The sequence below is a fragment of the Muribaculum sp. NM65_B17 genome, from assembly GCF_004793735.1.
Lineage (GTDB): Bacteria > Bacteroidota > Bacteroidia > Bacteroidales > Muribaculaceae > Muribaculum > Muribaculum gordoncarteri.
In genome coordinates this window covers 311,476-338,294 of sequence record NZ_SRYY01000004.1, presented here as the reverse complement: position 1 = coordinate 338,294, position 26,819 = coordinate 311,476, and the positions used below count along the sequence as shown (strand labels likewise).

Sequence of the window (26,819 nt, the reverse complement as noted above, 5' to 3'; positions counted from 1 at the left end):
CATGAAGAGAGTCACATTTCCCGCACCCCTGCGCGAAGGCGACCGCATAGCAATCGTGTCGCCGGCAAGCAGCATCGACAACCGCCTCGTCGATGAAGCAATACCCGTAATCATGTCGCAAGGATGGACTCCCGTAGTGATGCCATCGGCTCTCGGAAGTCACGGCAGCTACAGCGCCACACGCCGGGAGCGACTCAACGACCTGACCGAAGCGTTGTGCGACCCCACGATACGCGCCGTCATGTGCAGCCGCGGAGGTTACGGCGCGGTGCACCTGATCGACAGCCTCCCTGCCGATGCCGTAAAGGCCGATCCCAAATGGCTCATAGGCTTCAGCGACATCTCCGCTCTGCACTCATTCATGTCATCGCTCGGCATCGCAAGCCTGCACGCCTCGATGTGCAAGCATCTGGCCGAGTTCGGAGCTGACGACCCTGACAACATAACGCTCTTCAACATCCTGCGCGGCTCACTCCCCACCTACTCAATAGAGGCGCGACATGACGGCAACAAACCCGGCACTGCCACCGGGCAGCTATTCGGCGGCAACCTCGCCGTTTTAGGCGCACTCATAGGAACTCCCTACGACATGTTCGCTCACGATGACGCGATACTCTTTCTCGAAGATATAGCCGAACCCATCTACAAGGTGGAGCGACAGCTCTACCAACTCCGGCTCTCGGGAGTGCTCGACCGCATAAAAGGATTAATCGTGGGACAATTTACCGAATACCGCCCCGACCGCAACTATTCCGACATGCTCGACATGGTGCGTGACATGACCGCCGACCTGAACATCCCCGTGGCCTACAACTTCCCCATAGGACACATCGACCACAATCTCCCCGTGATAGAGAGCGCACCCGTTATGCTCGACATAACGCCCGACAAGGTTAATCTATCGTTCAATGTGCACTGATAAGCCCGCTCCGCAGCGTGAGATACAGATAACCGACGACGGCAGCGCGACACTCTATCTGCCGCAACTCGACGAACACTACCACTCGGTCAAGGGGGCGATTACCGAAAGCCGTCACATCTACCGCGACTGCGGCTACCTGTTCCGTGCGTCACAATCGCCGGGCCCTGTCACCATCCTCGAAATCGGACTCGGTACCGGAATGAACGCCGCCGTCACCGCAATGGCCGCAAACGACCCGTCGCCGGTGCGTTACATAGCCCTGGAGCTCTATCCACTGTCGCTTGAAGAGGTCGACAGCATGCAACTCGACCGATTCGTCGACCCCCGACTGCTGCGTGACCTACATCAATGTCCATGGGACGAACCCCGGCAGCTGACGCCCGCTTTCACACTCGAAAAACGCCGTTGCGACTTCACGCAGTGTGACCTTCCCTCGGGAATCGATGTTGTCTACTTCGACGCATTCGCACCCGAAAAGCAACCCGAAATGTGGTCGCCCGAGCTGTTCAGGCGCATTTTCCATGCCATGAATCCCGGCGGAGTACTAACCACCTACTGCGCAAAGGGCAGCATACGGCGAATTCTCTCAGCCATCGGCTTTTCAGTAGAGCGACTCCCAGGCCCACCGGGAGGAAAACGTGAGATAATCAGGGCAATACGCAAAATAAATCCTATTTAACATTTTTTATTAACAAAAAATTCTATATCTGGTAGCGTTTAAACGTTATTACTTTACAACTTAACTTAAATTTACCATTATGACCTACAAAGTTATTGACATCGAAGGTGTTGGTGAATCCTACGCACAGAAGCTTACCGAAGCCGGCGTTAACACCGTCGACCAACTTCTCGAACGTTGCGTTACACCCAAAGGCCGCAAGGAACTTGCCGAAACCACAGGCATCTCTCCCAAACTTATCCTGAAATGGGCCAACCACGCCGACCTGTTCCGCACCAACGGCATCGGTCCGCAATTTGCCGAACTTCTTGAGGCAGCCGGTGTCGACACCGTAAAGGAACTCCGCCATCGCAATGCCGAGAACCTCGCAGCAAAGATGGAAGAGGTCAACAACGAAAAGCACCTGACTCGTCGCGTGCCCAGCGTTACCGAACTTCAGAAAATGATTGAAGAGGCCGCTACCCTGCCTCCCACAATCACTTATTGATTCTCGTTCTCACAAAAATCAATATCTATCCTAAAAATTACAGGGCGTGCCGATCGATTTCGGTACACCCTGCTTTTTTCGTTTAAATGCGTATTATGCCTTCTTTGTCAGGTAAGGAACAACGGCACGCCATGCTACAACGGCGATAGCGGCACCTACAAGGGGACCTACGACCATAATCCAGAAGTCGCCGAATGCATCGGGCGAGAATACTGCGGGACCGAAGCTGCGGGCGGGATTAACCGAGCAGTTGTCGACAGGAATACCCACGATATTTACGAGTCCGAGAGCGATACCGATTGCAAGACCTGCAAACTTACCGAATCCGTGGTTCTCATCAGTAGCACCGAGAATGATGAATACAAAAAAGAATGTCAGCAAAATCTCGGTAAGAAGAGCCATACCGGAAGTAGCACCGGGCTGAAGCACATTGGTGGCAAGATTATTGGCACCTGTCACGCCTCCGAAGTTAAACTCGGGCGACATGTCGACAAACCAATAGAGGAAACCTGCACCAATCACGGCACCGATAAGCTGCGACACTACATAGCCTGCGAAATCCTTGCTGTTAAGCTTTCCGCTGATCCACATAGCAAACGACACTGCGGGATTGACATGACATCCCGAAATGTTGCCTATGCAATAGCAAAGACAAATGAGGACGAGTCCAAAACATACGCCTACACCGTAACCGCCTATCGACGGACCGGCAAGAACTGCGCTACCACAGGCGAGAAGAACGAGAAACATTGTTCCGATACCCTCTGCTAAATACTTCTTCATGTTAAATGTTGTTTTAGTTAAATAAATAGGAAATATTGATGTATTCTCATCTAAATCTCTTCATCGATTGAGTAGTTCAGGAAATCGACCATCGGCTTGAGAATCCTGAACCTCTCGGCAACTTTCGCAGGCCAATCGGGAGTATCGAAGAACTTCTCGTCGCAACGGCAGAACTTCCCGTAATCCTTCAGCCTGAGCAAATCTATGTCGGGATGATCCTTAGGCCACCCCTTGGGAGCGCTTTTAAGCGACTCGCTTATCCATCCCGGATAGTAACGCTTCATGTCGGGAGCATCGATTATCTCTCTGAATTCTTCGATATTGTCAACGATGGCGTTACGCAACTTGCGCAGAAGGGGGGCATCGGGGCACCACACGCCTCCATACAATCCGCTCTCGGCGTCACGCACATCCATCTGCATATAATATGCCGCACGGTGAGTCTTCCTTCCCCAGGGGCTGAACGCGGCCGAGAAATATATCTTATAAGGTGTCTTGTCAGTCGAAAAGCGCGTGTCGCGATATATGCGATACACGCAATCCTTGGCTTTCAGCGCCCTGAGCTGCGGCTCCCATTGGCTCATCAGACCAATGAGGCGGTCAACATCGTCAAGCCACAGGCTCCGCAAACTGTCATACTCCTCCTTGTGGGCCGCAAACCACTCTCTATTGTTGTTGGCCTGCAGCTCCCTCAGAAAATCATACAGTCGGGAAATGTAATAACTCATAGCGTCACTATTTTATATCCTCCCACTCGGCATCGGTCACCTGTTGCTCTACGGTATATCGCTCCTCCCCATAGCCGTTTTTCTTGGTTTCGGTATAGGATGAAGCTGTGGTGACCTCCTCAAACTCAACATACTCACCGTCATTGCGGCTGAATATCTTGCGCTTGCCTTTGTGGGGCTGATTCTGTCGGGAATTATTGTTCTGATTGTTAGCGCCATAAGCCTGTCGAAAAGCCTCCTGCCTGTCGTAGAACTGACGGCGCGCCTTTGATATGGCTCCGGCTACACGCACTATGGGCCATATAATAAAGATGAACAGTAAAAATATTATGAATCCAAATATTGACATAACTATATATTAACGAAATAATAAGGATATTTGTTGGGCTTTGCCGACGGTGCCGGTTATGCGCTGTACTTGGTTCTTACAAACGACAAAACCACATAGAAAAGTATCGCGTAGGCAAGTCCGGCGATTCCGTACATAACAACAAAGAATATCGCCGCAATGATTATTATATACCTGCGCAGATTCTCACGGATATCGAAATTCTTGAATTTCAATGAGAACATCTTCATGCGTGTCATCACCATCAGAAGCGACATTACCACTATCAGAACAGCCATAACAATGTCGCCGGGATAACCGTAACGATGAATCCACGCTGTAAATCCTATCCAGAAAATGGCATTGGCCGGAATAGGCATTCCGAGAAAAGAGGTGGTCTGACGGTCGTCGATATTGAATCGTGCGAGCCTCAGTTCGCCCATCACCGGAATAAGTATTGCAATATATGCTACCCAGTGACAGTCGGAAAAGGCCGAGATTGTGTTGTAGATCAGCATACCAGGTGCCACACCGAAGCTCACGAGATCGCTCAGCGAGTCAAGCTCCTTTCCGAGATTGGAGTAGGCATGGAGCAATCGCGCGGCGGCTCCGTCACAAAAATCAAACAGAGCGGCGATACCGATGAATATGAACGCCCATTGGTAACCGTAAAGACCTCCCGACATCACGTTGTAGTTGAACGACATGATACATGCCACACAACCGCACACAAGACTCATGCACGTAATTGTGTTGGGGATGTTGGACTTTATTATCTTAAGCATTTTTCAATTCAGGATTTTTTCATTGACTCAGACTGCGGATTATCGGCAAGGCGTCCCACCGTGGTCACTCCGCCTATTGTCTTGTCGCCGAGCTTTACATAGATTTCAGTGCCGAGAGGGAGATAAAGGTCGACTCGCGAGCCAAACTTTATGAAACCCATGTGATCCTCAATCGATGCCGGCTCGCCAGGAGCGGCATAAGTGACAATGCGGCGTGCAAGAGCACCGGCCACCTGACGCATAACTATCGTCTGTCCGTTACGTGCCTCAATCGCTACGGTCGAACGCTCATTCTCGGTGCTCGACTTGGGCAGATAGGCCGACATGAATCGTCCGGAATGGTGCTTCACGTAGAGCACCTTGCCATCGACCGGAAACCAGTTGGCGTGAACGTTGAGAACGCTCATGAACACCGACAGCTGGATGCACCTGCAGTGCAGGAACTCATCCTCGTAGGTTTCCTCGAGCGCCACAACCTTGCCATCGGCCGAAGCAACCACCACATTGTCGCGGTTGCCCTTGAACGAGCGGCGGGGCGAACGGAAGAAGTTCAGTACAAGCAGATAAACGACAGCCGAAATAACGGTAAATGTAACGGGAATAGCCACAGGCCGCATGAACAGCCATGCCGGGATATTTATCACCAGCAGGATGAACAGCAATACGACCAATATATTCAGGCCTTCACGATGTATTTTTACTCTCATTTTTCCGCTTTAGGGTCAATTTTAGTTCTACAAAGTTATATTAATTTATAATATTAACAAAACTAATTCATTTCTTAGTGTGGCTCATAGCCGTTTCAAAGCATATATTTATAGAAAATTCACCCTTTTTTCACTATTTCATATCCCGCAGGCCAATTTAGAGCCGGTTCGACAATAAAAGTTAACGGCAGGGCGGTCAATTGTTGAGTGATTTTCTTTAGCTCTTAAGGGAGCGATGGGGCTCCATCGTGACCGAAAGAGATTAAGAAAAGCGCCAACGAGTGGCCGAGGCGAAGGTATACTTTATCAGCCTTGACCAGCGACGCGGAGGAACGATTCGCTCCACTTGCGGAAATGGTAATATACCGTCCCGGGCGGCGGATAATATCGGGGCAGTATCTTCCACTGACATCCGGTGTAAACCAGATATGCAATAGCTGTGAATATCTTATAGAGGTCTGTCCGTTCCTTTCCATGGAAGCCTGACAAAAACCTACGGATGCGCTTCCGCCGGCAATGCCTAAACTTTATTTTCATGGAGTCAATGATTTATGTTACTGAGATATAACACAAATCAAACCTTTTTCCCTTTTGGTTGAACCGAAATTACCATCGCCTCGCATATTGCGGAGCGACCCTGCCGTTAATATTTATTGTCGAACCTGCTCTAATACGCCGACATAAAAGGAAAATAATTAGTAACTTTGCAGAATTATGAAACGCAACGATTTCGAGATAATGGCTCCCGTAGGGAGCTATGAGTCGCTATATGCGGCCATTGACGCAGGAGCCGACGCCGTGTACTTCGGCATCGAGGGGCTCAACATGCGCGCCCGTTCATCCAACAACTTCACCATCGACGACCTCCACAACATAGCGCACACCTGTGCGTCACATGAGGTAAAGACATATCTCACTGTCAACACCATAATATTTGACACCGACATCGAGAAGTGTCATGCCATAATCGATGCGGCAAAGGAGGCATCGATCACCGCCATAATAGCAAGCGACATAGCCGCTATACTCTATGCACGCTCGATAGGGGTCGAGGTGCACATTTCGACACAGGTCAACATAACCAACATCGAGGCGGTGCGATTCTACTCGCAGTGGGCCGATGTCGTGGTACTCGCCCGCGAGCTCAATCTCGACCAAGTGAGTGCAATACATCAGGCGATTATCGCCGAAAACATCTGCAGCCCCCACGGGAAACCGGTGAGAATAGAGATGTTCTGCCACGGAGCGTTGTGCATGGCCGTTTCGGGCAAATGCTATCTGAGCCTGCACGAGATGAACTCAAGCGCCAACCGTGGCGCCTGCACCCAGATATGCCGCCGAGGCTACACCGTAACCGACCGCGAAACAGGCGACTCGCTCGACATCGAAAACCAGTACATCATGTCGCCCAAAGACCTCAAGACAATCCACTTCCTCAACAAGATGATCGATGCGGGAGTGAGAGTGTTCAAAATCGAGGGCCGCGCACGCGGTGCCGAATATGTGAAGATAGCCGTGCAGTGCTACGACGAGGCGATAAAGGCGGTGTGCGACGGCACATTCACCGAAGAGCGCATTGTCCGGTGGAACGACAGCCTCAACCGCATATTCAACCGCGGATTCTGGAACGGATATTACCTGGGACAACGGCTCGGAGAGTGGACATCGAAGTACGGCTCATCGGCCACACGCACCAAAGTGTATGCGGCCAAGGGTGTGCGTTACTTCTCCAACATAGGCGTGGCCGAGTTCCTGATGGAAAACGGAGAGCTGCACACCGGCGACGAAGTCGTGATAACCGGCCCCACAACGGGAGCCGTGATAATGACGGTCGATGAAATACGTGTCGACCTGAAGCCGGTTGATAAAGCTGTGAAAGGCGACCGATTCTCAATAAAGACCGACACGAAGATACGCCCGAGCGACAAGATGTTCAAATGGGAAAAGACCGCCGACCTCAAGGCGCGCAAAATGTGAATTTAACCAAAAACACGGTCGTCAACAGGCCCGCAATCCTAATAAACTCTAAATTCCGGGCAGGACTTGTGGTGATTAGCGATTTTTTAATAAATTTGTAATGACGATTTTTTTCTTAACCTTCATTCAATTACTGTTTCACATCACGCGATGACCTATATAATGCGTTTCCTGCTTGGGATTTTCATGCTTACGGCAATGGCCGTGCCTATGTCGGCAGCCGAGCCTCTAAAGCTGATGACCGCTCCCGAAACTCCAAAATATCTGGCTTACATAAACTCATGGAAGCCCGAGTTGCCCGTGCTTACTCCCGTTGAAGCCATCGAGGAGTACAAGACACCCCAGATGGTGCTCGACATGATAAGCCACGCCAAGGAGTTCATGGGTCTGCGCTACCGCCGGGGCGGCAAGACACCCAAAGGATTTGACTGCTCGGGATTCACCGGCTACATCTTCAAGCAATTCGGAATATCGCTGAAGGCATCGTCAAGCTCACAGTACACCCAGGGAACCCCCGTAGTGACCGACGACCTGCGTCCCGGCGACCTGGTGTTTTTCAACGGACGCCGTGCAGGCACTTCAAGAGTAGGCCATGTGGGAATGGTGGTCGATGTCGACGCCGAGGCCGGAACATTCAAGTTCATCCATTCGGCCATCAGTTCGGGCATAACGATAAGCGACTCATCGGAGCCCTACTACTCGCGCCGTTACATAGGTGCACGCCGCGTAATCGATGAATCGTCGCTCAATTAATTATCAATAGAAATTTCAGTACGTGATATCTCGTCGCCGGCATCATGCCTTGCCGGTGATTATCGAGCGTATGTCATCCAGCTTGTTCAACGCCGCCATAGGCGTGAGATTGTTTATGTCGATGTTGAGTATCTCGTCCCTTATCTGAGTCAGCACTGGATCATCGAGCTGGAAAAACGACAGCTGCACGCCGCTTCGATTATCGGCGACGCTGCTCAAGTCCTTGCCTATGGCCTCCTGGCGGTTATTGGTTTCAAGATGATGCAGCACCTCATCGGCACGCTTCACTATCGACTGCGGCATACCGGCCAGCTTGGCCACATGGATACCGAAACTGTGTTCGCTGCCTCCGCGTGCAAGCTTGCGCAGAAACACCACCTTGCCGTTGATCTCCTTCACCGACACATTGTAATTGGCCACACGCTTGAAGCTCGCCTCCATCTCATTCAATTCATGGTAATGGGTGGCAAAGAGAGTCTTGGGGTGCATGTTGCCATACTCATGTATATGCTCCACGATGGCCCATGCTATTGAGATGCCGTCGTAGGTCGATGTGCCTCGGCCCAACTCGTCAAACAGGATGAGGCTGCGCTCGCTCATGTTGTTGAGAATCGAAGCCGCCTCGTTCATCTCGACCATGAAGGTTGACTCGCCGAGCGAAATGTTGTCGCTTGCGCCTACACGCGTAAACACCTTGTCGACGATGCCCACACGAGCGCTGTCGGCGGCAACGAAACAGCCTATCTGCGCCATGATGACATTGAGGGCGGTTTGACGCAGCAGCGCCGACTTACCCGACATGTTGGGACCCGTTATCATCATCACCTGGGTCGACGCGTTGTCGAGATGCACGCTGTTGGTGATATATGGCTCGCCGGGAGGCAACTGACGCTCGATGACAGGGTGACGCCCCTCCACAATGTCGATGCACAGCGAGTCGTCGACCACCGGACGATTGTAGTGATTCTCCTTTGCCACACGCGTAAATGCGGCCAGCACATCAAGACGCGCCACGAGCGCCGAGTCAAGCTGTATGGCCGGAATGTATTCGGCAAGACGCGCCACGAGGTCGTTGTAGAGCCGCGTTTCGATTATCGCAATCTTCTCCTGCGCTCCGAGTATCTTCTCCTCATAGTCCTTCAACTCCTGCGTTATATAACGCTCGGCGTTTACGAGGGTCTGCTTGCGTATCCAGTCGGCGGGCACTTTCGACTTATGCGTATTGGTCACTTCGATATAGTAACCGAACACGTTGTTATATCCTATCTTAAGGCTTGAAATTCCGGTGGCTTCAATCTCACGCGCCTGTATTTTCAGCAGGTAGTCCTTGCCCTTGAACGCTATTTCACGCAGTTCGTCGAGCTCGGCATCGACACCGTCCTTTATGACGGCTCCCCTGTTGAGAGCAATAGGAGCGTCATCGACAATCTCGCGGGCGATGCGGTCGCGAATCAATGAACATGGATTGAGCTGCTCGCCTATTGAACGTAACGCTTCAAGGTCGGCATCGCAACACAGCTTTTTGAGCGGCTCCATGACATTTAGCGCATTGCGCAGCTGCACCACCTCACGCGGCGATATGCGCCCCACGGCCACCTTGGAGATTATGCGCTCCATGTCGCCCACATGCTCAAGAAGCGATTTCACCTCATCGTGCTGCTCGGGATGACGGAAGAAATACTCCACGACATCGAGCCTGGCGTTTATCGCCTTCACATCCTTCAACGGAAACAACAGCCAGCGACGCAGCAGTCGTGCGCCCATCGGGCTTATAGTGCGGTCTATGACATCGAGCAGGCTCTTGCCTTCGTCGCCCATTCCCTCGACCAGCTCGAGATTGCGCACGGTAAACTTGTCAAGACGCACATAACTCTCCTCCTCGATGCGCGACAGGCGCGTTATGTGGCTCGTCATCGTGTGCTTGGTTATGTCGAGATAGTGCAGCACGGCACCCGAGGCAATGATGGCGGCATGGAGGGAGTGTATTCCAAAGCCCTTGAGGTTGCGTGTTTCAAACTGTTTCAACAGCTTGTCGTTGGCGGCCTCGTCGGTAAATATCCAGTCGTCGAGCTCGAAGACAAGATAACGCGATGAAAAGGTTTCGTCGACACGCTTGCGATTGCCCCTCTCGACAAGCACCTCCTTGGGAGCGAAGTTGTTAAGCAGCTTGTCGACATAGTCGGCATTTCCCTCGGCGGTGAGGAACTCACCGGTCGATATGTCAAGGAAAGCCACGCCTATGAGTCCGCTGCGGGTGAAGTGCAGAGCCGACACAAAGTTGTTTTCACGATGATTCAGTACCGCGTCATTTACCGAAACTCCGGGTGTGACAAGCTCCGTTATGCCTCGCTTCACAAGTTTCTTGGTGAGCTTGGGATCCTCAAGCTGCTCGCATATCGCCACACGCTTTCCGGCCCTTACGAGCTTGGGAAGATAGGAATCAAGGGCATGGTGAGGGAATCCGGCAAGCTCGACATACTGCGACACACCGTTGGCACGACGCGTCAGCGTTATGCCGAGTATCTCGGAAGCCACTATGGCATCATCGGAAAATGTTTCATAAAAGTCACCGACACGAAACAGCAATATGGCATCGGGATGCTTCTGCTTCATCTCGATGTACTGCTTCATCAGCGGAGTTTCTACTATTTTTGCGGCCACGTTTTGAGGGGTATCAATTGTGAGGGCATGACACCATTGTCACGCCCTCCATTTATAAGTTATAATGCTTTGACTTAGAACTGAATGCTGAATCCCGAGTTGTTGGATGAGGCATTGTTGGGGCGGGGTTCGTCGGCATTGGCCGATGAACTCTTACCCATCTCCTTTATCTCGTCGGAGGTCTTCTTGTCGCGGTTGTAGGTGGGGCTCTTCTCTATCGCCTCGATTGAACGCTCGTCATCCATCTGCGAGGGCGTAAGCACGATATAACGCGCCTTTGCCTTGTCGCCCTGCATGCGCAGAACAGCCTCTTTGCCATACTCGTCGCCAAGACGCTGTGTTGCGTCATGCTCCTCTTCCTTCTTGTTGCGGTTGAAGTTGACCACACGGCTGCGGGTGCCGCGGCTCTTGCTCTCGTCAATCGTGACATCAAATCCGGCAGCAAGAATGGTGATTTTCACCTTGTCGCCGAGAGTGCGGTCGTAGGATGCACCCCATATAACATCGACATCCGAGTCGATGCTGCTGATGAACGATGTGAGCTCCTCGGTTTCCTCCATCTTGAACTCCTGCTCGGCCTCGGGCGAGAAGTAGATGTTGAAGAGCAGCTTCTTGGAGGTCAGGATGTCGCGGTTCTTCAACAGAGGCGAGTTAAGGGCATCGTCGATTGCCTTGGTGACGCGCTGCTCGCCCTCGCCGTATCCGGTAGAGATTATTGCGGCTCCACCGTCGCGCAAGGTAGTGTCGACATCGTTGAAGTCGAGGTTGATTTTTCCGTCGCAGGTTATAAGCTCCGATATCGAGCGGGCCGCGGTGGTGAGAGTGTCGTCGGCCTTACCGAATGCGTTAACGAAGTTGAGGTCGGGGTATATGTCGGTCAGTCGCTGGTTGTTGATTACGAGCAACGCATCGACATACTTGCTCATCTCGTCGGCTCCGTTCAGAGCCTTGAGAATCTTGCGCTCGCCCTCAAAGAGGAACGGTATAGTGACAATGCCTATGGTAAGCAATCCGTGCTCCTTGGCCAGACGAGCCACTACAGGAGCGGCTCCGGTGCCTGTGCCGCCACCCATTCCGGCTGTGATGAACACCATCTTGGTGTGGTCGTCAAAGAGCTGATTTATCTTGTCGACAGCCGCTTCGGCAGCCTCGCGGGCGATTTCGGGCTTGTTTCCGGCACCAAGGCCGTTTCCTATCTCCACACGGGTGGGCACAGGCGAATTTTTCAACGCCTGTCGGTCGGTGTTGCATATAACGAACGACACATTCTTGATGCCTTGCTCATACATGTGGGACACGGCATTGTTTCCGCCGCCGCCTACGCCGATTACTTTAATGATGTCATCGGTAGGTTCTCTATCGGTAAATCCTATCTCGTTGGGTGCGGGTATATCTTCGGGTGCCATATATCTTGTTATCGTTATTAAGTTTTCAATTTAAGTTACTCATCATTTTCGTCGGCCTCATTGAAAAGCATCGTCGCGAGTCGGTCCTTCCACTGTGAGAGCTTGCTCGGGCCCTTTGGCTCGCGCTTCTCCTCCACCTTGGGTTTCTTCTCTTTCTTCTCCTTCTTTTCCTTGCCTTTTATGGGACGGGGGCCGGGTTCGTCATCATCGTCCTCGTCATAGCTGTCATCGTCGTCATAGACTACATTAACCTGAACGGGCACTTCGGTACACTCCTGAGGATTGCGGCGGGCTGCAGCGTTCAACAGTGCTATGACATCGATAAAATCAAGCGACTGCAGCTTGGGATCGGAGATGCGTATAGTTCCGGGGATGTTTCCAAGACGCACGTTCAATCCACTCTGCGATGCAAGCTGGTCGGTAAATCCCTTCAGCTTGGCACCGGCTCCGACGATGATTATTCCGCCGGGCAAGTCGCTCGAAATCTTGTAGCCTGCATATTTGGGCTGCTCGATTATGTTGACGATTATCTCACCGGCACGTGCGCGCACGTAGTTGTTGACCTCGGTCGCATCGCCGTCGAAGTCGTGCTTGCGGTAGTTGGGCTCTACATTTACCACATCACCGAGCACCTTCTTGAGCTGTTCGGCATTCTCCTCGGTGTGATTGAGCGACATGATGTCACGCGTTATGTTGCGCGAGCCGAGCGGAAGGGTTTCAAAATAACGCAACGTTCCGTTCTTGTACATCGACACGGTTGTGGTTTCGGCACCGAAATCGACAAGCATGCAGCCGAGCTTCTTCTCATCGGAAGTTAACACGAGGTCGGCGATGGCCGACTGACGCACAATCTCACCCTTTATATTGAGCTGCTGACGCTCGGTCACGGCACGCTGAATGTTGCTGTAGCCGATGACAGGCTTGCATGTCACGAGGTTTATCTCGGCCTTTATGTTTCGGCCCACGGTTCCCACGGGATTGGGACAGTCGAGATTGTCGACGGCAAATTCACGCGGAAGCACCTCGATAACCTTGCGGTCGGAAACCACCATCTGACGGGCTTCGTCCTTTATCTGCTGAATGATTTTATCGGTTATGTCAACCCCGTCGTCAAAGTGACGCACAATCTGGCGCGAAGTGGCCATAGTCGAGCGTCCGCCTATAGAAACATACACCGACTTGATTTTACGGGGAGAGATGCTCTGATAGTTTTCGAGCTTCTTGATGAGCTTGTTTATGCGGTTGCTCACCTCCTCGACATTCTGTATCCAGCCGTAACGCACTACATTTATTGCGTTTTCATCCTCTACGGCGAGTATGGTCAGCACTCCCGACTCATCGACTACGCCGACAGCAGCCCTGATGTGGGAACTGCCGATTTCCAAGGCAACTATGTATTTTTGTTCCATATTGTTTTGAACGAGGTATTTATTATGATCTTTTCAATTAATTACTCCTTTTCGCATTGGATGACACCACTCCTGCCGTATCGCCGGCAAGCATCGTGCCCAAATCGGGCTCCTCGTGCTCGGCTTCAAGATCGACCGCGCTCACGGTGTGATGAAGAGCCTTGGCGCGTCGCGTGGCAACAATCTGTCCTCCCCATTTAACAGAAATAGTGTCGTAATAGTTCCAGCCTTTCACCGGAAGAATGTCGGTATAGGCCATCCGTATACGATCAAACTTGCTGTCAAGGTGTTCCATGTCGCCTATATTTATGACATGGCCGTGAATTACGGGAACAAGTATTATATTGTTGGGGCCGTCGACTTTAATTTGCGTCACGAGCGCATTCCATGTCGAATCGGAGTTTATGTAACGCACAAGCGGCAGCAGCGACACGGCCCGGAATGTCGAGTCGAAATGTCCCGAAACGACAGGCAGGTCGGTGTGGTAACGCGCCGTGGCCGAGATGCGCTTTCCATCCTTGTTGATGTAGTAGGATTTATTGCGGTCAAACACTCGCAGCACCGGATGAAGCGGATCGATGTCGATGCGCACGGTGTTGTCGGTGTATATGCGACACTGGACGCTCTCGATCTTGTCGATGAGGCCGAGGCGTCGCTCAATGCTGTCGGTGTCGATATCGATGAGCTTCATCGATGGAGCATCGTTGCTGAAATCGCCGAGTTCGCGCGCTATCTCATGGGCGGTGACGAAGTTGGAATTCAAAGAGTCAAGCACTACAATAGCGACACCGCTGCACATCGCATCGCGTGCCTGTAATCGCGACCAAGCGACGGCACCGACGAGATAGCATAACAGCAATATCGAAATCAAGCACTTAAGAAACTTCTTCATCAACGGAGATTAACGTTTTTAACAATTTCGGGTAAATAGTTGCAAATGTCCCCTGCACCAACAGTCAGCAGGATTTCAAAGTTACGATTTTTTATTGTTTCTGTCAAATGTTGCTTATCAATCATGACTTTATCCTTGCATTTTATGTCATTGAATATGATTTCAGAAGTAACTCCGGGAATCGGTTCCTCGCGGGCGGGATATATGTCAAGCAGTATAACCTCGTCGGCAAGCGACAATGACGCGGCAAATTCAGGAGCGAAGTCACGTGTGCGCGAATATAGATGGGGCTGGAACGCCACCGTGAGCCTGCGGCCCGGATAGAGCGCCTTCACCGACTTTATCGATGCCTTCAACTCATCGGGATGATGGGCGTAGTCGTCGATTATGGCGCGACCCTCGGCCCCCGGCTCCTTAAGCCAGAACTCGAAGCGGCGCTTGGGACCCATGAAGGAGGCGATGGCATCGCGTGCGGCGTCGATCTCGATGTCGCCGGTAAGGTAACAGGCGGCAAATGCGGCGATGGCATTCTCGATGTTGATTTCGACAGGAACGCCGAGCGTTATGTCACGCACGGTTTCCGAAGGCGTCACGATGTCAAACGTTATCTCACCGTTGCCACGGCGCACGTTCTCGGCATGAAAATCGCCCTTGTCACGCGAATAGGTATAGATCTTCACTCCTTCGGGCACTCTCGGCTTCAGCTTCAGGTCCTCGTGAACCACAAGCATGCCGCCCGGCTTTATCAGCTCGGTGAAGTGGGCGAAGCTCTCCAGATAGGCCTCCTCGGTGCCGTATATGTCGAGATGGTCGGGATCGGTGGCGGTGATGACGGCGATGTAGGGGCGCAGATGGTGGAACGAGCGGTCGTATTCATCGGCCTCTATCACCGAATAGGGCGAAGTGGCGCTGAGCAGCAGATTGCTGTTGTAGTTGCGCAAGATGCCGCCGAGAAATGCGTTACATCCCACCTTGCAGGTGTTGAGGATGTGTGCGGCCATTGACGATGTGGTGGTCTTGCCGTGAGTACCCGCGAAACATAGTCCCTTAGTGTCACGCGTTATGTTGCCGAGCACCGCGGCGCGTTTCACAACCTCGTAACCGTTTTCACGGAAGTAGCTCAATCCCGGGTGCATGTCGGGCAACGCGGGAGTGTAGACGACAAGCACCTCCTCGGGGCAACCTTTAAAGTCGGCGGGAATAGCCTCGACCGACTCGTCAAACGTTATTTCAACCCCTTCGTCCTGCAGTGCGCGTGTAAGGTCGGTGGGAGTGCGGTCATAACCCGCAACCCGGCACCCCTTGGCAAGGAAGTAACGCTCAAGGGCGGCCATGCCTATACCTCCGGCACCTGCAAAGTATATCTTTTTATGTGACATCGTTATTTCGGATTATTCAATATCTTGTAGATAGTATCGACAATTACCTCGTCGGAGTCACGTAACGCCATGCGGCGCACGTTTTCGGCAAGGAGGTTGCAACGCTTCTCGTCGCCAAGCAGTGCCACCACCTCGTCGCCGAGTTTCTCACGGGCATCGGCATCGAGAATCATCACTGCGGCATCGCATTGCACGAGAGCCTCGGCATTCTTGCGCTGATGGTCCTCGGCCACATTGGGCGACGGGATGAGCACAACGGGAAGTCCGATAAGCTGCAGCTCGGAGATGGTACCCGCTCCGGCACGCGACACCACAATGTCGGCGGCACGGTAGGCGAGCGCCATGTCGGAGATGAACGGCACAGCTTTCACCACTCCGGGGTGACGCTTTGCGATAGCCTGACACTCCTCATCGTAGAGTTTTCCAGTCTGCCACAGCACAAATGCACCTTCATTCTCAATCTTATCGAGCGCGGCGGCAATGCTTTCATTGATGGTGCGTGCGCCGAGGCTTCCACCCACCACAAGCACAAGCTTGCGGTCGACAGGCACGCCAAGGCTCTTTCTCGCCTCCTCCTTTGTCGCCGTGACATTAAGCAGATCGGCTCGCACGGGATTTCCGGTTAGGATTATCTTGTCGGCTGGAAAGAAACGCTCCATACCCGAATAGGCCACGCATATTGCATCGGCCTTCTTGGCAAGAAGCTTGTTGGTAACGCCCGCATAGGAGTTCTGCTCCTGCAACAGCGTGGGCACGCCGCACTTCTGAGCCTCCTTCAGCATGGGACCGCTGGCATATCCGCCTACCCCCACAGCAATGTCGGGCTCGAAATCCTTGAGCACGCGCTTGGCCTTCATCATGCTCTTCATGAGCTTGAAGAGCACCTTTACATTGCTCAACATGTTCTTGCGGTTGAATCCGCTGACGGGGAGTCCCACAATCTCATATCCGGCAGCCGGCACCCTCTCCATCTCCATGCGGCCTTCGGCTCCTACGAAAAGTATATTGGTGAGCTTATCCCTGCGCTTCAAGGCGTTGGCAATGGAGAGAGCCGGGAAGATGTGTCCTCCGGTGCCCCCTCCGCTTATAAGCACGTTATAATGTTTTTGTTCCATAACGGATAAAATATCTTGTTTTTTACAACTGAACCGGATTCTCGGCACGCAGCTCCTCGGGAAGCGCGTTCAGCTCCTCCTTTACCTCCTGACGGTTACCGTTCTGCACGGCGGTGCGGCTCACGCTCAACATCGCGCCTATGGCTATCGATGTCACGATAATCGATGTACCGCCCTTGGATATAAGCGGCAACGGCTGCCCCGAAACCGGGAATGTGCCTGTAGTGATGGCCATGTGAAACAGTGCCTGGAGCACGATCATCACAGCCATTCCCATGACAAGCAGCACGGGGAAGGCGCGGTGACACTTCTTGGCTATGATTCCGGCACGCGCCAACAGCCACAGATAGAGAATGAGCAATCCCACCCCGCCCACAAATCCGAGGTCCTCGATTATAATCGAGAATATATAATCGGAGAAAGCAAGCGGCAAGCGGGCCGTTTCACGCGAATTACCGGGGAATACGCCGAATACGCCGCCGTTGGCCTGAGCCATGTAGGAGTACATCTCCTGACGGTTCTTTGCCGTAATCTCCTCCTCATACTTAGGCACATCCGAGAAGAATCGGTCAAGACGCGCCTGCCATGTGCCGTGTCGCTTATCGGTGGTAAGCGCCTGCTCGGTAGTGGCTATTTCATCGCCCTTTGCCTTGCTGTCGCCCTCCGACATGAACTTGGCGAACACTACGCCGCCGCCTATAACGGCATATACGAGGCCGACACACAGCATCTTCTTAAGCTCGGTACCTCCGATGGCAATCATGGCCATACTGATTGACATGAGCAGGATAGTATTGGTCAATCCCTGCTTGAACAGCAATCCGCCGAACAGCAGCACCATGATGGCCGACAGTACAACGCCCTGTGTGCGCACGCCGATGGCTTTGGGTCGCTGCGACTTCGACATTATCTGGGCGATAACAAGCACGGCCGACAACTTGATGAACTCCGACGGCTGAATCGTTATACCCATAAGACTGAAACTGCGCCGCGCACCGTTGACAATCTCTCCGAAAAGAGTGACATAGAGCATCATGCCCATACTCAAGAACGCGATGACCCATGCGCAGGCAAAAAATGCCTTGTAATGCAGCCTCTCAAGCAGCAGCACGATGCACACACCCATTCCCAACAGGAAACAGTGACGCATTATGGGGCCGTAGACTCCGGCTGCGGCAACCTCACGGCTCGATGCGCTGTAGAGCTCGATTACCGAGATGATACACAATGTTATGAATATACCCCATATCGACTTGTCGCCGTGTCGTTTATAGGTTATCGCAGGCTTTGCCTCGGCTACATGAGCACCTGCTGCGGGGGCTGATTCAGTGGCTTCCATTTTTAAGGTGTTAAGCGTGAGAGAGTCGGTTTTATAGTTTATTTGAGGCGTTTTACGGCATCCTTGAACTGACGGCCGCGGTCCTCGTAGCTGCTGAACAGGTCGAAGCTTGCACAGCATGGCGACAGCAGCACCGTGTCGCCCGATGCGGCTATGGCGGCACATGTGTCGACGGCATCCTGCAGTGAGTGGGTGTCGTATATGGCATCGACCTTGCCCGTGAAGAAATCGAGCAGCTTGGCATTGTCCTTGCCCATGCACACGATGGCCTTCACCTTCTCCTTTACGAGAGGCTCTATCTCGGTATAGTCGTTGCCCTTGTCCTTGCCTCCAAGGATGAGCACTACGCCCTTGGGCATGCTTTCAAGCGCATACCAGCAGGAGTTGACATTGGTAGCCTTGGAATCGTTGATGTAACGCACACCGTTGACGGTTGTCACATATTCAAGACGATGCTCAACGCCCTCAAAGTCCTCAAGGGCGCGGCGTATGTCCTCTTTGCGTATATCGAGCAGACAGGCCGACAGACCTGCCGCCATGGAGTTGTAGAGATTGTGCAGTCCGTGCAAGGCAAGATGATTGCGAGGCATTTTCAACGAAGTGTGCGAGGTGTTGAGCACCAGTTCGTCGTCGGCATCGATATATGCGTCGACATCCTTTTCGAGATGTTCGCTAAAGGGATACATCCTGGCCTCGGTAGTCACCTGACGCAACTGAGCCTGAATCACGGGATCGTCCTGCCAGAAGATGAAGGCATCCTCGGGAGTGAGGTTGCGGATTATACGGAACTTGGCGTTGACATAGTTCTGCATCTTATAGTCGTAGCGGTCGAGATGGTCGGGCGTTATGTTAAGCATCACGGCGATATTGGCCTTGAACTCATACATATTCTCAAGCTGGAAGCTGCTCAGCTCAATCACGTAGACATCATGATGCTCGCGGGCCACCTGAAGAGCGAGGCTGCGACCCACATTTCCGGCAAGGCCGACATTGATACCGGCGTTCTTGAGAATGTGGTAGGTGAGAAGCGTTGTGGTAGTCTTACCGTTACTTCCCGTTATGCACACCATCTTGGCATCGGTGTATCGTCCGGCAAACTCGATTTCCGAAATTACCGGTATGCCGCGCTCGGCAATCTTCACCATTATGGGAGCAGTGGGAGCGATTCCGGGGCTCTTGATCACCTCATCGGCCGCAAGTATGCGCGACTCATCATGACCGCCCTCTTCCCAGGCGATTCCCTCGTCGATCAGCTGTTGCTTATAGTGAGGCGCGATTTTGCCGTAGTCCGACAAAAACACATCCATTCCTTTATCCTTGGCAAGAATTGCGGCTCCGACACCGCTTTCACCACCACCGAGAACTACAATCTTCTTATTCATAGTCTTGTATTAAAGTTCTTCTATCGTATTTTCAATGTCACAAAAGTTATAACGGCAAGCATTATGCCCACAATCCAGAATCGGGTTACAATCTTGGACTCGGGAATGGGGATGAAAGGCCGCTGAATCAGCGCCGGAACCGTATTGCCGGCCTTCTGATAGTGATGATGCAGAGGCGTCATCTTGAACACCCTGCGACCTTCACCGTATTTGCGCTTGGTCAGCTTGAAGTAAGCCACCTGAATTATCACCGAGAGATCCTCGATGAAGAATATAGCGCAAAGGATGGGCAACAGCAGCTCCTTGCGAATGAGGATTGCAAAGACCGCTATTATACCTCCCAAAGTGAGGCTGCCCGTATCGCCCATGAATACCTGGGCGGGATAGGCGTTATACCATAGGAAGCCTATCAAGGCTCCGATGAATGCGGCCATGTAGACCACAAGTTCCTCCGACCCCGGAATATACATTATATTAAGGTAGGAGGAGTAGATGATGTTACCGCCGAGATAGGCCATAATGGCAAGGGCCACACCGATAATCGCCGATGTGCCTGTGGCAAGGCCGTCAAGGCCGTCGGTGAGGTTGGCACCGTTGGATGTCGCAGTGACAACGAATATCGTCACGAGCACAAAGAGAATCCAACCGCCCGTAACGGCATACTTGCCCATCCACTGCGTGAGATAGGCATAATCGAAGTTGTTGTTCTTAACAAAGGGGATGGTCGTCTGCGCCGACTTCACATTTTCAGGCTCGTAGGTTATCACCACTTCGTGATTTTCCACATTCTCCACTTCAATGTTTTCGCGCATTACCACTTCGGGGCTGAACACCATCGTAAGGCCCACGATAAGGCCGAGGCCCACCTGCCCCACTATCTTGAATTTGCCCTTAAGGCCGTCCTTGTCGCGACGCGCCACCTTGATATAGTCGTCAAGGAATCCAAGGGTTCCGAGCCAAAGGGTAGCGACAATCATCAATATCATGTAGACATTGGAGAGATTGCCGATGAGCAGGCAGGGAATCAGAATCGACATTATTATGATGACACCTCCCATAGTGGGGGTTCCCGTCTTCTTCATCTGCCCTTCAAGACCGAGGTCACGTATTATCTCACCCACCTGCATCAGCTGCAGACGGTCGATTATGCGACGGCCGAAAACGATGGCAATAAACAACGACAATACAAGAGCGGCGCCGGAGCGGAAGGTGATGTAGTCCATCAACCTTGCACCGGGAATGTCAAACTTTTCAAGATAGTCAAACAGATAGTAGAGCATCTCATTAAATTAAGTGAGGTTATGATTCGCAGGCAAACACCTCCTTGACAACTTCACGGTCGTCAAAGTGATGCTTCACCCCTTTTATTTCCTGATAGTCCTCATGGCCCTTTCCGGCAATAAGTATCACATCGCCCGGCTGAGCGAAAGCGGCTGCAGCGCGTATGGCCTCGCGACGGTCGACGATGCTGAGCGACTTCTTGCGACCCTCGATGTCGAGTCCCTCCTCCATGTCACGGAGTATGTCGCCAGGCTCCTCAAAACGGGGATTGTCGGAAGTGAGGATGAGCCGGTCGCTGCGCAATGCGGCCTCACGCGCCATTATGGGTCGCTTGCCCTTGTCACGGTTACCGCCGGCACCAACCACGGTGATGATGGAGCCTCGGTTGCCTATCACCTCGCGTATAGCCTGAAGCACGTTGACAACGGCATCGGGAGTGTGGGCATAGTCGACAATCGCTGTATAACCCTTGGGCGAGTGGAAAGCCTGGAAGCGTCCCGCCACGGGCACAAGGCGGCTCATGCCCACGAGCACCTCCTCAAGCGGCCATCCGAGAAGAATCGACACGCCGTAGACTGCCGTAAGGTTGTAGGCGTTGAACTTGCCGGTAAACAGCACCTCCACATCACGGCCGTTGAACGACATAGTGGTTCCGTCGAGTCGGCTCTCGATTATGCGTCCGGTGAAATCGGCGCGCGAGCGCAACGAGTAGGTGTACTTACGGGCCTTAGTGTTCTGCACCATTACTTCGCCCACCTTATCGTCGATGTTGGTGAGGGCGAAAGCCGTCGACGGCAGTCCGTCAAAGAACGACTTCTTGGCTGCAAGATAGGCCTCGACGGTCTTGTGATAGTCAAGGTGATCACGGGTGAGGTTGGAGAACACGCCGCCGGCGAAGTGCAGTCCGGCGATGCGATGCTGATGAGCGGCATGCGAGCTCACCTCCATCGAAGCGTAATCGCATCCGGCCTCCACCATGCGGTGCAGCAGCGCGTTTATCGTAAGCGGGTCGGGAGTTGTCTGATTGGTAGGTATGACCTCGTCCTCGACATAGTTGCACACCGTCGAGAGCAGTCCGGCCTTATATCCCATGAGTCGTGCCATCTCATAGATAAGAGTGGCGGTGGTGGTCTTTCCGTTTGTACCCGTCACGCCTACGAGATTCAATTTGCGCGAAGGGTTGTCCCACCATTCCGAGGCAAGATATCCGAGAGCCACGGCGCTGTCGCTCACCTTGATATAGGTAATCGACGACTCGATGAACTCGGGAAACTCCTCACACACGATGGCGGCTACACCGCTGTACTGAAGCAAAGGAATGAACGAGTGTCCGTCGACGGTAGTACCGCGCACAGCCACAAACAGCGAGCCTGTGGTAACTTTGCGTGAGTCACTTACTACATCGGTGATGATTTTGTCATCGCTGCCGATTATTTCTTCAACCATCAATGGTGAAAGGAGTTGTGAGAGGGATTTCATATTGCCTATGCGGTTTAATTAGGTTTCGTTGGATTATTGATTTAATGTGAGCCTTACACGTGAGCCGGGGCGTAACGTGCTGCCCGGGGAGAGCGATTGTGCCACGACATAGCCTGTGCCGTTGAAGTCGACTTCCAGCCCTGCGCTCTCAAGCACATTGATGGCATCGCGAAGATTGTAACCGAGTACGCTCGGCACGCCCGACTTATGGTTGCCCGGCTCGAAGTATTTCACGCTTCCCATGCCGAGATTGTCGCGCACATTCTTTATGCGGCGCTGACCGCCCGATGCAAAGAAAGTGGGCTTGGTGGGAGCGTGCTCGCCTTCGCGGTAATCGGAACTGTTGTTCAACATTCCGCGCGAAAACATCTTGAGCGCGATGTTCTTCAACACCGTGCCGCTCGTACTTGCCGCTCCAAACATGTTCTGCTTGGGATAGCATGTGAGCACGATGCATGAGTATAGAGGTTTTTCGGCCGGGAAGAAGCCGCAGAATGCAAGACGCTTCTTGCCGGTGTTGTAGGCTCCGTTCTCGATGATGTAGCATGTACCGGTCTTTCCGGCAATGCGCACCTTGTCGTTGCGCAACAGCTTTCCGGTGCCGTGGTCGCCCCACACCACGTTGGTGAGCATCATGCGCATAATCTCGGCAGTGCGCGGACTGCAGGCCATTGTGTCACGCACATAGCTTACAGGCAGCACCGAGTCGATGCCTTCGCCAAGCAGTCGCTCAACAAGGCGCGGACGCACATACTTGCCGTCGTTGGCTATGGCGTTATATATGGAGAGCGTGTAGAGTGGCGGTATTTCGGTAGAGTAACCGTAGCACATGCGTGACAAGGCTATTCGTCCGCCACGATTGCTGGCAACGCTGTCGATGCGCGGAGGGCGTTCACCGGCGATTCCGGTATTCATGGGGTCGAGGAATCCGAGCTTCTTAAGTCGGGTATAGAATGCGCCGGGATTGTCGCCGTAGCGTGACGTGATGATTTTAGCCATGCCGATGTTGGAAGAGCGCTCGATTACCTCGCGCACGGGCATCGACGCCACGCCGTGAGAGTCGGTAATGGGACGGCCTCCGGCGTAGGCAAATCCGTGACCGGTGGTTATCACCTCATCGACATCCTTAACGATTCCGTCCTCGACGGCTATCATCATCGATAGGGTCTTCACCACCGAACCCGGCTCATAACCGAGCACGGCACGGTTCATGCCCTCGATGTATTCATCGGACGACGGGCTCTTCTCAAGATTGGAGATGGCCTTGATGTTGCCGGTGCTCACCTCCATAAGCACGGCCACGCCCCAGTCGGCATTGCAGGTGGTGAGCACGTTGTTAAGCTCGTTCTCCACGATGTCCTGCATGTTAATGTCGATGGTGGTCTTTATGTTGTAGCCGGGAACCGGCTCTACATCGGTCCAGTTGACGATGTCCTTGGTAAGCGGCACCTTCTTGGCGAGGCCGGGCTTTCCGTAAAGCAGGGAGTCAAGGGCGCGTTCGAGTCCCGATATTCCATGGGTTTCGCCGGTTATCGAGTCGATGCCCACACCGCCCACACTACGGCGAGCCATAGCTCCGTAAGGGTTGACACGACGCATCACCTTCTCCTTGGTCAGGCCGGTCTTGTTGGAGTTGCGGATGTTGAAGAATGGGAATGTGCGCAGCAGCTGATAATCGGCATAGGATATGTTGCCGAGAATCTTGAAGGCTCGCGGACGCTTGTCACGCGGCTTGTCGAGGGGCGAGAGAAGACGCTTCTTCCACCCTGCCCTGTCGCGTATGGGGAAGTGCAGCGCGAGGCTGTCGGCAAGGCTGTCAACGGCAAGAAGGTAACGGCCTTCCATAAAACGCTCGCTGCGGAAGTCGATGCGCACATTGTAGTAGCATAGGTTGGTGGCAAGTATCGAGCCGTTGCTGGCAAGGATGTTGCCGCGTTCGGGGCGTATCGTGTCGACGCGCGACAGCTCCTTCATCGCCTTCTCGTTCCATCGCGAGGCCGATATGACGGTAGTGTCAAATGCCTTATAGACGATAAACGAGGCGAAGACAAGGATGCAGCCTATCACCAGAGCGTAACGCAGCAGTATATGTGAACGATTCTCTTTTTTCATTTCAAGGACGAGAGGTTAATGTTTGCTTAATTTGTAGGGGGGCTTATCCTGAATGCGCAAGTTGAGGTGCATTGTGTCGACCATCTCCTGCATCGACGACTCGCGTATACGGCTCATGTAAGTGCTTCGGACGCGGATGCGCTCGGTTTCCACCACTTCAAGTTCCTGCTCGAGCCGACGTATCTCCTCCATTCGGGTCAGGCACTGATAGCGGTTGGTGATGTATATAAGCACCATCAGAATGGCCAACAAAACCGACTTCCAGTGACGAGCGAAAAAGTCACTGGAAAGCAACCGTCCGTTGATGAGCTTCACCAACAGATTGTCGTCTTTTATTTTCTTGCTTTTGCCTGCGGCCTGTGCCATGTGTGATGATTATGATTTATTTTTTGATTTGACGCATAACGTGAATTGATATCTCATGCCGGCTAATCGTCGGCCGGAAGTTTCTCGGCCACTCTCAGCTTGGCGCTTCGCGCTCGCGGATTCCGCTCGACCTCGGCCTCCGAGGGCACAATGGGTTTCGATGTCAGGAGCTTGAACGGCGACAGGTTGCGGCCGAAAAAGTCCTGGGCCGACTCTCCGTTAAGATTGCCGGTGCGCATGAAGTTCTTTACAAGTCGGTCCTCAAGCGAGTGATAGGTGATGACGATAAGTCGTCCGCCGGGCTTGAGCATCGTGAGGGCCTGCTGCAGGAAGTCGCTCAACGCCTCGATTTCGCCGTTGACGACTATGCGCAGAGCCTGAAACACTTGAGCCAGCTCCTTCTTCTCCTTGCGCGGATTTATGAACGGCTTCACTACGGCAAGGAGCTGCTCCACAGTGGTTATGGGCGACTCCTGACGCGCCTTGACTATTGCAGCGGCAATGCGGCGTGCCGTCTTCAGCTCGCCATAGAGATAAAAGGCATCGGCAAGCTCCTGTTCGGTATAATTGGCTACGTACCAGGCGGCTGTGCGGGTGGCGTTACGGTTCATGCGCATGTCGAGCGGGCCGTCCCAACGGAATGAAAAGCCACGCTCGGGGTCATCGAAATGATGAAACGACACACCGAGGTCGCCAAGAATACCGTCGACACTCTCGACACCGTAATAGCGGAGGAAATTACGCAAAAAACGGAAGTTGCTGTATACAAATGTAAATCGACTGTCGTCGATTGCGTTGTTCATAGCATCGGCGTCCTGATCAAATCCATAAAGGCGACCATCCCCGTTAAGTCGCTGAATTATCGCACGAGAATGTCCGCCACCACCGAATGTGACATCCACATAGATGCCATCGGGCTTAATATCAAGCCCTTGCAGTGTTTCATCAAGCAATGCCGGTATGTGGTAAACTTCCTGTTCCATAGTGCGCGCCAATTAGGTTGTAAAGTTAGCGATTTTATCCAAAATTTACATCCACAAATTTAAACTTTTTTCAAGCAATTTTTAGCAAAGTTATCAACATTGGCCTAACCGTCAGCATTACAGCCTATTCCGGCAATACATAGCGGCAAAACGCAGAATTTACAATTGTAAATTAACTTTTAGGTTTTAACAGTTCGGCAAGCTTGGCCACGCCCTCGCTCGCCTTCATTTTAAGCACCGTAACACCCTGCGGCACAGCGGCCGGATTGGGGTCGATGTAGTAAACAGGCATGCCTTTCCTTACAAAATGGAGCAGACTTGCTGCCGGATAAACGTTAAGCGAGGTACCGATCACCACAAATACATCGGCCTCCTGTGCAAGCTCGATGGCCGGCTCGATATTGGGCACGGCCTCCTGAAAGAATACAATGTGGGGGCGCACACGGTGTCCGTCGATAACGGTGTCGGGAGTCGTTGCAAGTGCGTCAGGCTTAAGCTCATACACCTTTGTTTCATCGTCGATGGCACGCACTTTCATCAATTCGCCATGCAGATGCAGCACGTTTTTGCTTCCGGCACGCTCATGCAGGTTGTCGACATTCTGGGTGATTATGTAGGTGTCATACCACTGCTCAAGGTCGACCAGACCGAGATGTCCGGCATTAGGCTTGGCATTTACAAGTTCACGGCGACGCTGATTGTAGAATTCATGCACAAGCTTGGGGTTGCGGGCAAAGCCGTCGGCACTCGCCACCTCCATTACGGGATACTTGTCCCAAAGTCCGCCACTGTCGCGAAAAGTAGCAATTCCACTCTCGGCGCTCATGCCTGCACCTGTCGATATAACCAGTTTCTTTTTCATTGCG

The 26,819-nt window shown here is 52.8% G+C and carries 25 protein-coding genes; 5 read left to right on the top strand and 20 right to left on the bottom strand.

The features are described 5' to 3' along the window. Nucleotide 1: 1 nt before the first annotated feature. The 3 genes from E5354_RS08155 to E5354_RS08145 all read left to right on the top strand — a co-directional run bounded on the left by E5354_RS08155 (nucleotide 2) and on the right by E5354_RS08145 (nucleotide 2,088). Complete coding sequence (locus E5354_RS08155) at nucleotides 2-919, top strand: LD-carboxypeptidase (protein WP_135947159.1); 918 nt, start codon at nucleotides 2-4, stop codon at nucleotides 917-919. Beyond that, nucleotides 909-1,601, top strand: a complete 693-nt coding sequence (mnmD, locus tag E5354_RS08150) for a tRNA (5-methylaminomethyl-2-thiouridine)(34)-methyltransferase MnmD (protein ID WP_135947158.1) — start codon at nucleotides 909-911, stop codon at nucleotides 1,599-1,601. The genes E5354_RS08155 and mnmD overlap by 11 nt, the downstream gene beginning before the upstream one ends. Before the next feature lie 79 nt (nucleotides 1,602-1,680). Next, nucleotides 1,681-2,088: a DUF4332 domain-containing protein gene (locus tag E5354_RS08145; protein WP_135947157.1), complete on the top strand. Its 408-nt coding sequence runs from the start codon at nucleotides 1,681-1,683 to the stop codon at nucleotides 2,086-2,088. Between the two features lie 93 nt (nucleotides 2,089-2,181). Here E5354_RS08145 and E5354_RS08140 read toward each other — a convergent pair whose 3' ends face one another. The 6 genes from E5354_RS08140 to E5354_RS14465 form a co-directional block, all read right to left on the bottom strand. Further along, the gene (locus E5354_RS08140; protein WP_123394971.1) at nucleotides 2,182-2,871 is read right to left on the bottom strand and encodes an MIP/aquaporin family protein; all 690 of its coding nucleotides are present in this window, start codon (nucleotides 2,869-2,871) and stop codon (nucleotides 2,182-2,184) included. Nucleotides 2,872-2,921: 50 nt separating this feature from the next. After that, complete coding sequence (locus E5354_RS08135; RefSeq protein ID WP_135947156.1) at nucleotides 2,922-3,599, bottom strand: DUF2461 domain-containing protein; 678 nt, start codon at nucleotides 3,597-3,599, stop codon at nucleotides 2,922-2,924. A gap of 7 nt (nucleotides 3,600-3,606) precedes the next feature. Then, the gene (locus tag E5354_RS08130) at nucleotides 3,607-3,948 is read right to left on the bottom strand and encodes a DUF4834 family protein (RefSeq protein ID WP_135947155.1); all 342 of its coding nucleotides are present in this window, start codon (nucleotides 3,946-3,948) and stop codon (nucleotides 3,607-3,609) included. Between the two features lie 56 nt (nucleotides 3,949-4,004). Beyond that, the gene (gene pssA, locus E5354_RS08125) at nucleotides 4,005-4,712 is read right to left on the bottom strand and encodes a CDP-diacylglycerol--serine O-phosphatidyltransferase (RefSeq protein WP_135947154.1); all 708 of its coding nucleotides are present in this window, start codon (nucleotides 4,710-4,712) and stop codon (nucleotides 4,005-4,007) included. Nucleotides 4,713-4,720: 8 nt separating this feature from the next. Further along, nucleotides 4,721-5,419 carry a phosphatidylserine decarboxylase family protein gene (locus tag E5354_RS08120; protein WP_135947153.1) on the bottom strand — a complete coding sequence of 233 codons (699 nt, stop codon included), beginning with the start codon at nucleotides 5,417-5,419 and terminating at the stop codon, nucleotides 4,721-4,723. 306 nt (nucleotides 5,420-5,725) lie between these two features. After that, nucleotides 5,726-5,956 (bottom strand): transposase, encoded by a 231-nt coding sequence (locus E5354_RS14465; RefSeq protein WP_135947152.1) that lies wholly within the window; start codon nucleotides 5,954-5,956, stop codon nucleotides 5,726-5,728. Between the two features lie 177 nt (nucleotides 5,957-6,133). Here E5354_RS14465 and E5354_RS08110 point away from each other — a divergent pair, with 177 nt between their 5' ends. Next, nucleotides 6,134-7,396, top strand: a complete 1,263-nt coding sequence (locus E5354_RS08110) for a peptidase U32 family protein (RefSeq protein ID WP_135947151.1) — start codon at nucleotides 6,134-6,136, stop codon at nucleotides 7,394-7,396. 150 nt (nucleotides 7,397-7,546) lie between these two features. Next, nucleotides 7,547-8,149, top strand: coding sequence for a C40 family peptidase (locus tag E5354_RS08105; protein WP_135947150.1), 603 nt, complete (start codon nucleotides 7,547-7,549; stop codon nucleotides 8,147-8,149). 42 nt (nucleotides 8,150-8,191) lie between these two features. On the opposite strand, the gene mutS is transcribed toward E5354_RS08105, so the two are convergent. The 14 genes from mutS to E5354_RS08035 all read right to left on the bottom strand — a co-directional run bounded on the left by mutS (nucleotide 8,192) and on the right by E5354_RS08035 (nucleotide 26,815). Next, complete coding sequence (gene mutS / locus E5354_RS08100; RefSeq protein WP_210433138.1) at nucleotides 8,192-10,810, bottom strand: DNA mismatch repair protein MutS; 2,619 nt, start codon at nucleotides 10,808-10,810, stop codon at nucleotides 8,192-8,194. Between the two features lie 74 nt (nucleotides 10,811-10,884). Further along, entirely contained in the window at nucleotides 10,885-12,216 is a 1,332-nt protein-coding gene (gene ftsZ / locus E5354_RS08095) for a cell division protein FtsZ (RefSeq protein ID WP_135947149.1), read from the bottom strand. A 35-nt stretch (nucleotides 12,217-12,251) separates the two neighbouring features. Beyond that, nucleotides 12,252-13,625, bottom strand: a complete 1,374-nt coding sequence (gene ftsA, locus E5354_RS08090; RefSeq protein ID WP_123394963.1) for a cell division protein FtsA — start codon at nucleotides 13,623-13,625, stop codon at nucleotides 12,252-12,254. Nucleotides 13,626-13,662: 37 nt separating this feature from the next. Further along, nucleotides 13,663-14,517 carry a cell division protein FtsQ/DivIB gene (locus E5354_RS08085; protein ID WP_135947148.1) on the bottom strand — a complete coding sequence of 285 codons (855 nt, stop codon included), beginning with the start codon at nucleotides 14,515-14,517 and terminating at the stop codon, nucleotides 13,663-13,665. Continuing rightward, complete coding sequence (gene murC / locus E5354_RS08080; RefSeq protein WP_135947147.1) at nucleotides 14,517-15,896, bottom strand: UDP-N-acetylmuramate--L-alanine ligase; 1,380 nt, start codon at nucleotides 15,894-15,896, stop codon at nucleotides 14,517-14,519. Before murC ends, E5354_RS08085 begins: the two co-directional genes overlap by 1 nt. A gap of 2 nt (nucleotides 15,897-15,898) precedes the next feature. Beyond that, entirely contained in the window at nucleotides 15,899-17,011 is a 1,113-nt protein-coding gene (gene murG / locus E5354_RS08075; protein WP_135947146.1) for an undecaprenyldiphospho-muramoylpentapeptide beta-N-acetylglucosaminyltransferase, read from the bottom strand. Nucleotides 17,012-17,033: 22 nt separating this feature from the next. Next, nucleotides 17,034-18,350 carry an FtsW/RodA/SpoVE family cell cycle protein gene (locus E5354_RS08070; RefSeq protein ID WP_168353854.1) on the bottom strand — a complete coding sequence of 439 codons (1,317 nt, stop codon included), beginning with the start codon at nucleotides 18,348-18,350 and terminating at the stop codon, nucleotides 17,034-17,036. A 38-nt stretch (nucleotides 18,351-18,388) separates the two neighbouring features. After that, a complete protein-coding gene (gene murD / locus E5354_RS08065; protein ID WP_135947143.1) occupies nucleotides 18,389-19,732 on the bottom strand; it encodes a UDP-N-acetylmuramoyl-L-alanine--D-glutamate ligase in 1,344 nt (447 codons plus the stop codon). Nucleotides 19,733-19,752: 20 nt separating this feature from the next. Then, entirely contained in the window at nucleotides 19,753-21,012 is a 1,260-nt protein-coding gene (mraY, locus tag E5354_RS08060; RefSeq protein ID WP_135947142.1) for a phospho-N-acetylmuramoyl-pentapeptide-transferase, read from the bottom strand. A gap of 19 nt (nucleotides 21,013-21,031) precedes the next feature. Then, nucleotides 21,032-22,492, bottom strand: coding sequence for a UDP-N-acetylmuramoyl-L-alanyl-D-glutamate--2,6-diaminopimelate ligase (locus E5354_RS08055; RefSeq protein WP_135947140.1), 1,461 nt, complete (start codon nucleotides 22,490-22,492; stop codon nucleotides 21,032-21,034). Between the two features lie 33 nt (nucleotides 22,493-22,525). Beyond that, nucleotides 22,526-24,604, bottom strand: coding sequence for a penicillin-binding protein (locus E5354_RS08050; RefSeq protein WP_135947138.1), 2,079 nt, complete (start codon nucleotides 24,602-24,604; stop codon nucleotides 22,526-22,528). A gap of 15 nt (nucleotides 24,605-24,619) precedes the next feature. Then, nucleotides 24,620-24,970, bottom strand: coding sequence for an FtsL-like putative cell division protein (locus E5354_RS08045; protein WP_123394954.1), 351 nt, complete (start codon nucleotides 24,968-24,970; stop codon nucleotides 24,620-24,622). 62 nt (nucleotides 24,971-25,032) lie between these two features. Beyond that, nucleotides 25,033-25,953, bottom strand: coding sequence for a 16S rRNA (cytosine(1402)-N(4))-methyltransferase RsmH (gene rsmH / locus E5354_RS08040; protein WP_135947136.1), 921 nt, complete (start codon nucleotides 25,951-25,953; stop codon nucleotides 25,033-25,035). Nucleotides 25,954-26,125: 172 nt separating this feature from the next. After that, nucleotides 26,126-26,815: an SIR2 family NAD-dependent protein deacylase gene (locus E5354_RS08035; RefSeq protein WP_135947135.1), complete on the bottom strand. Its 690-nt coding sequence runs from the start codon at nucleotides 26,813-26,815 to the stop codon at nucleotides 26,126-26,128. Nucleotides 26,816-26,819: the final 4 nt, after the last annotated feature.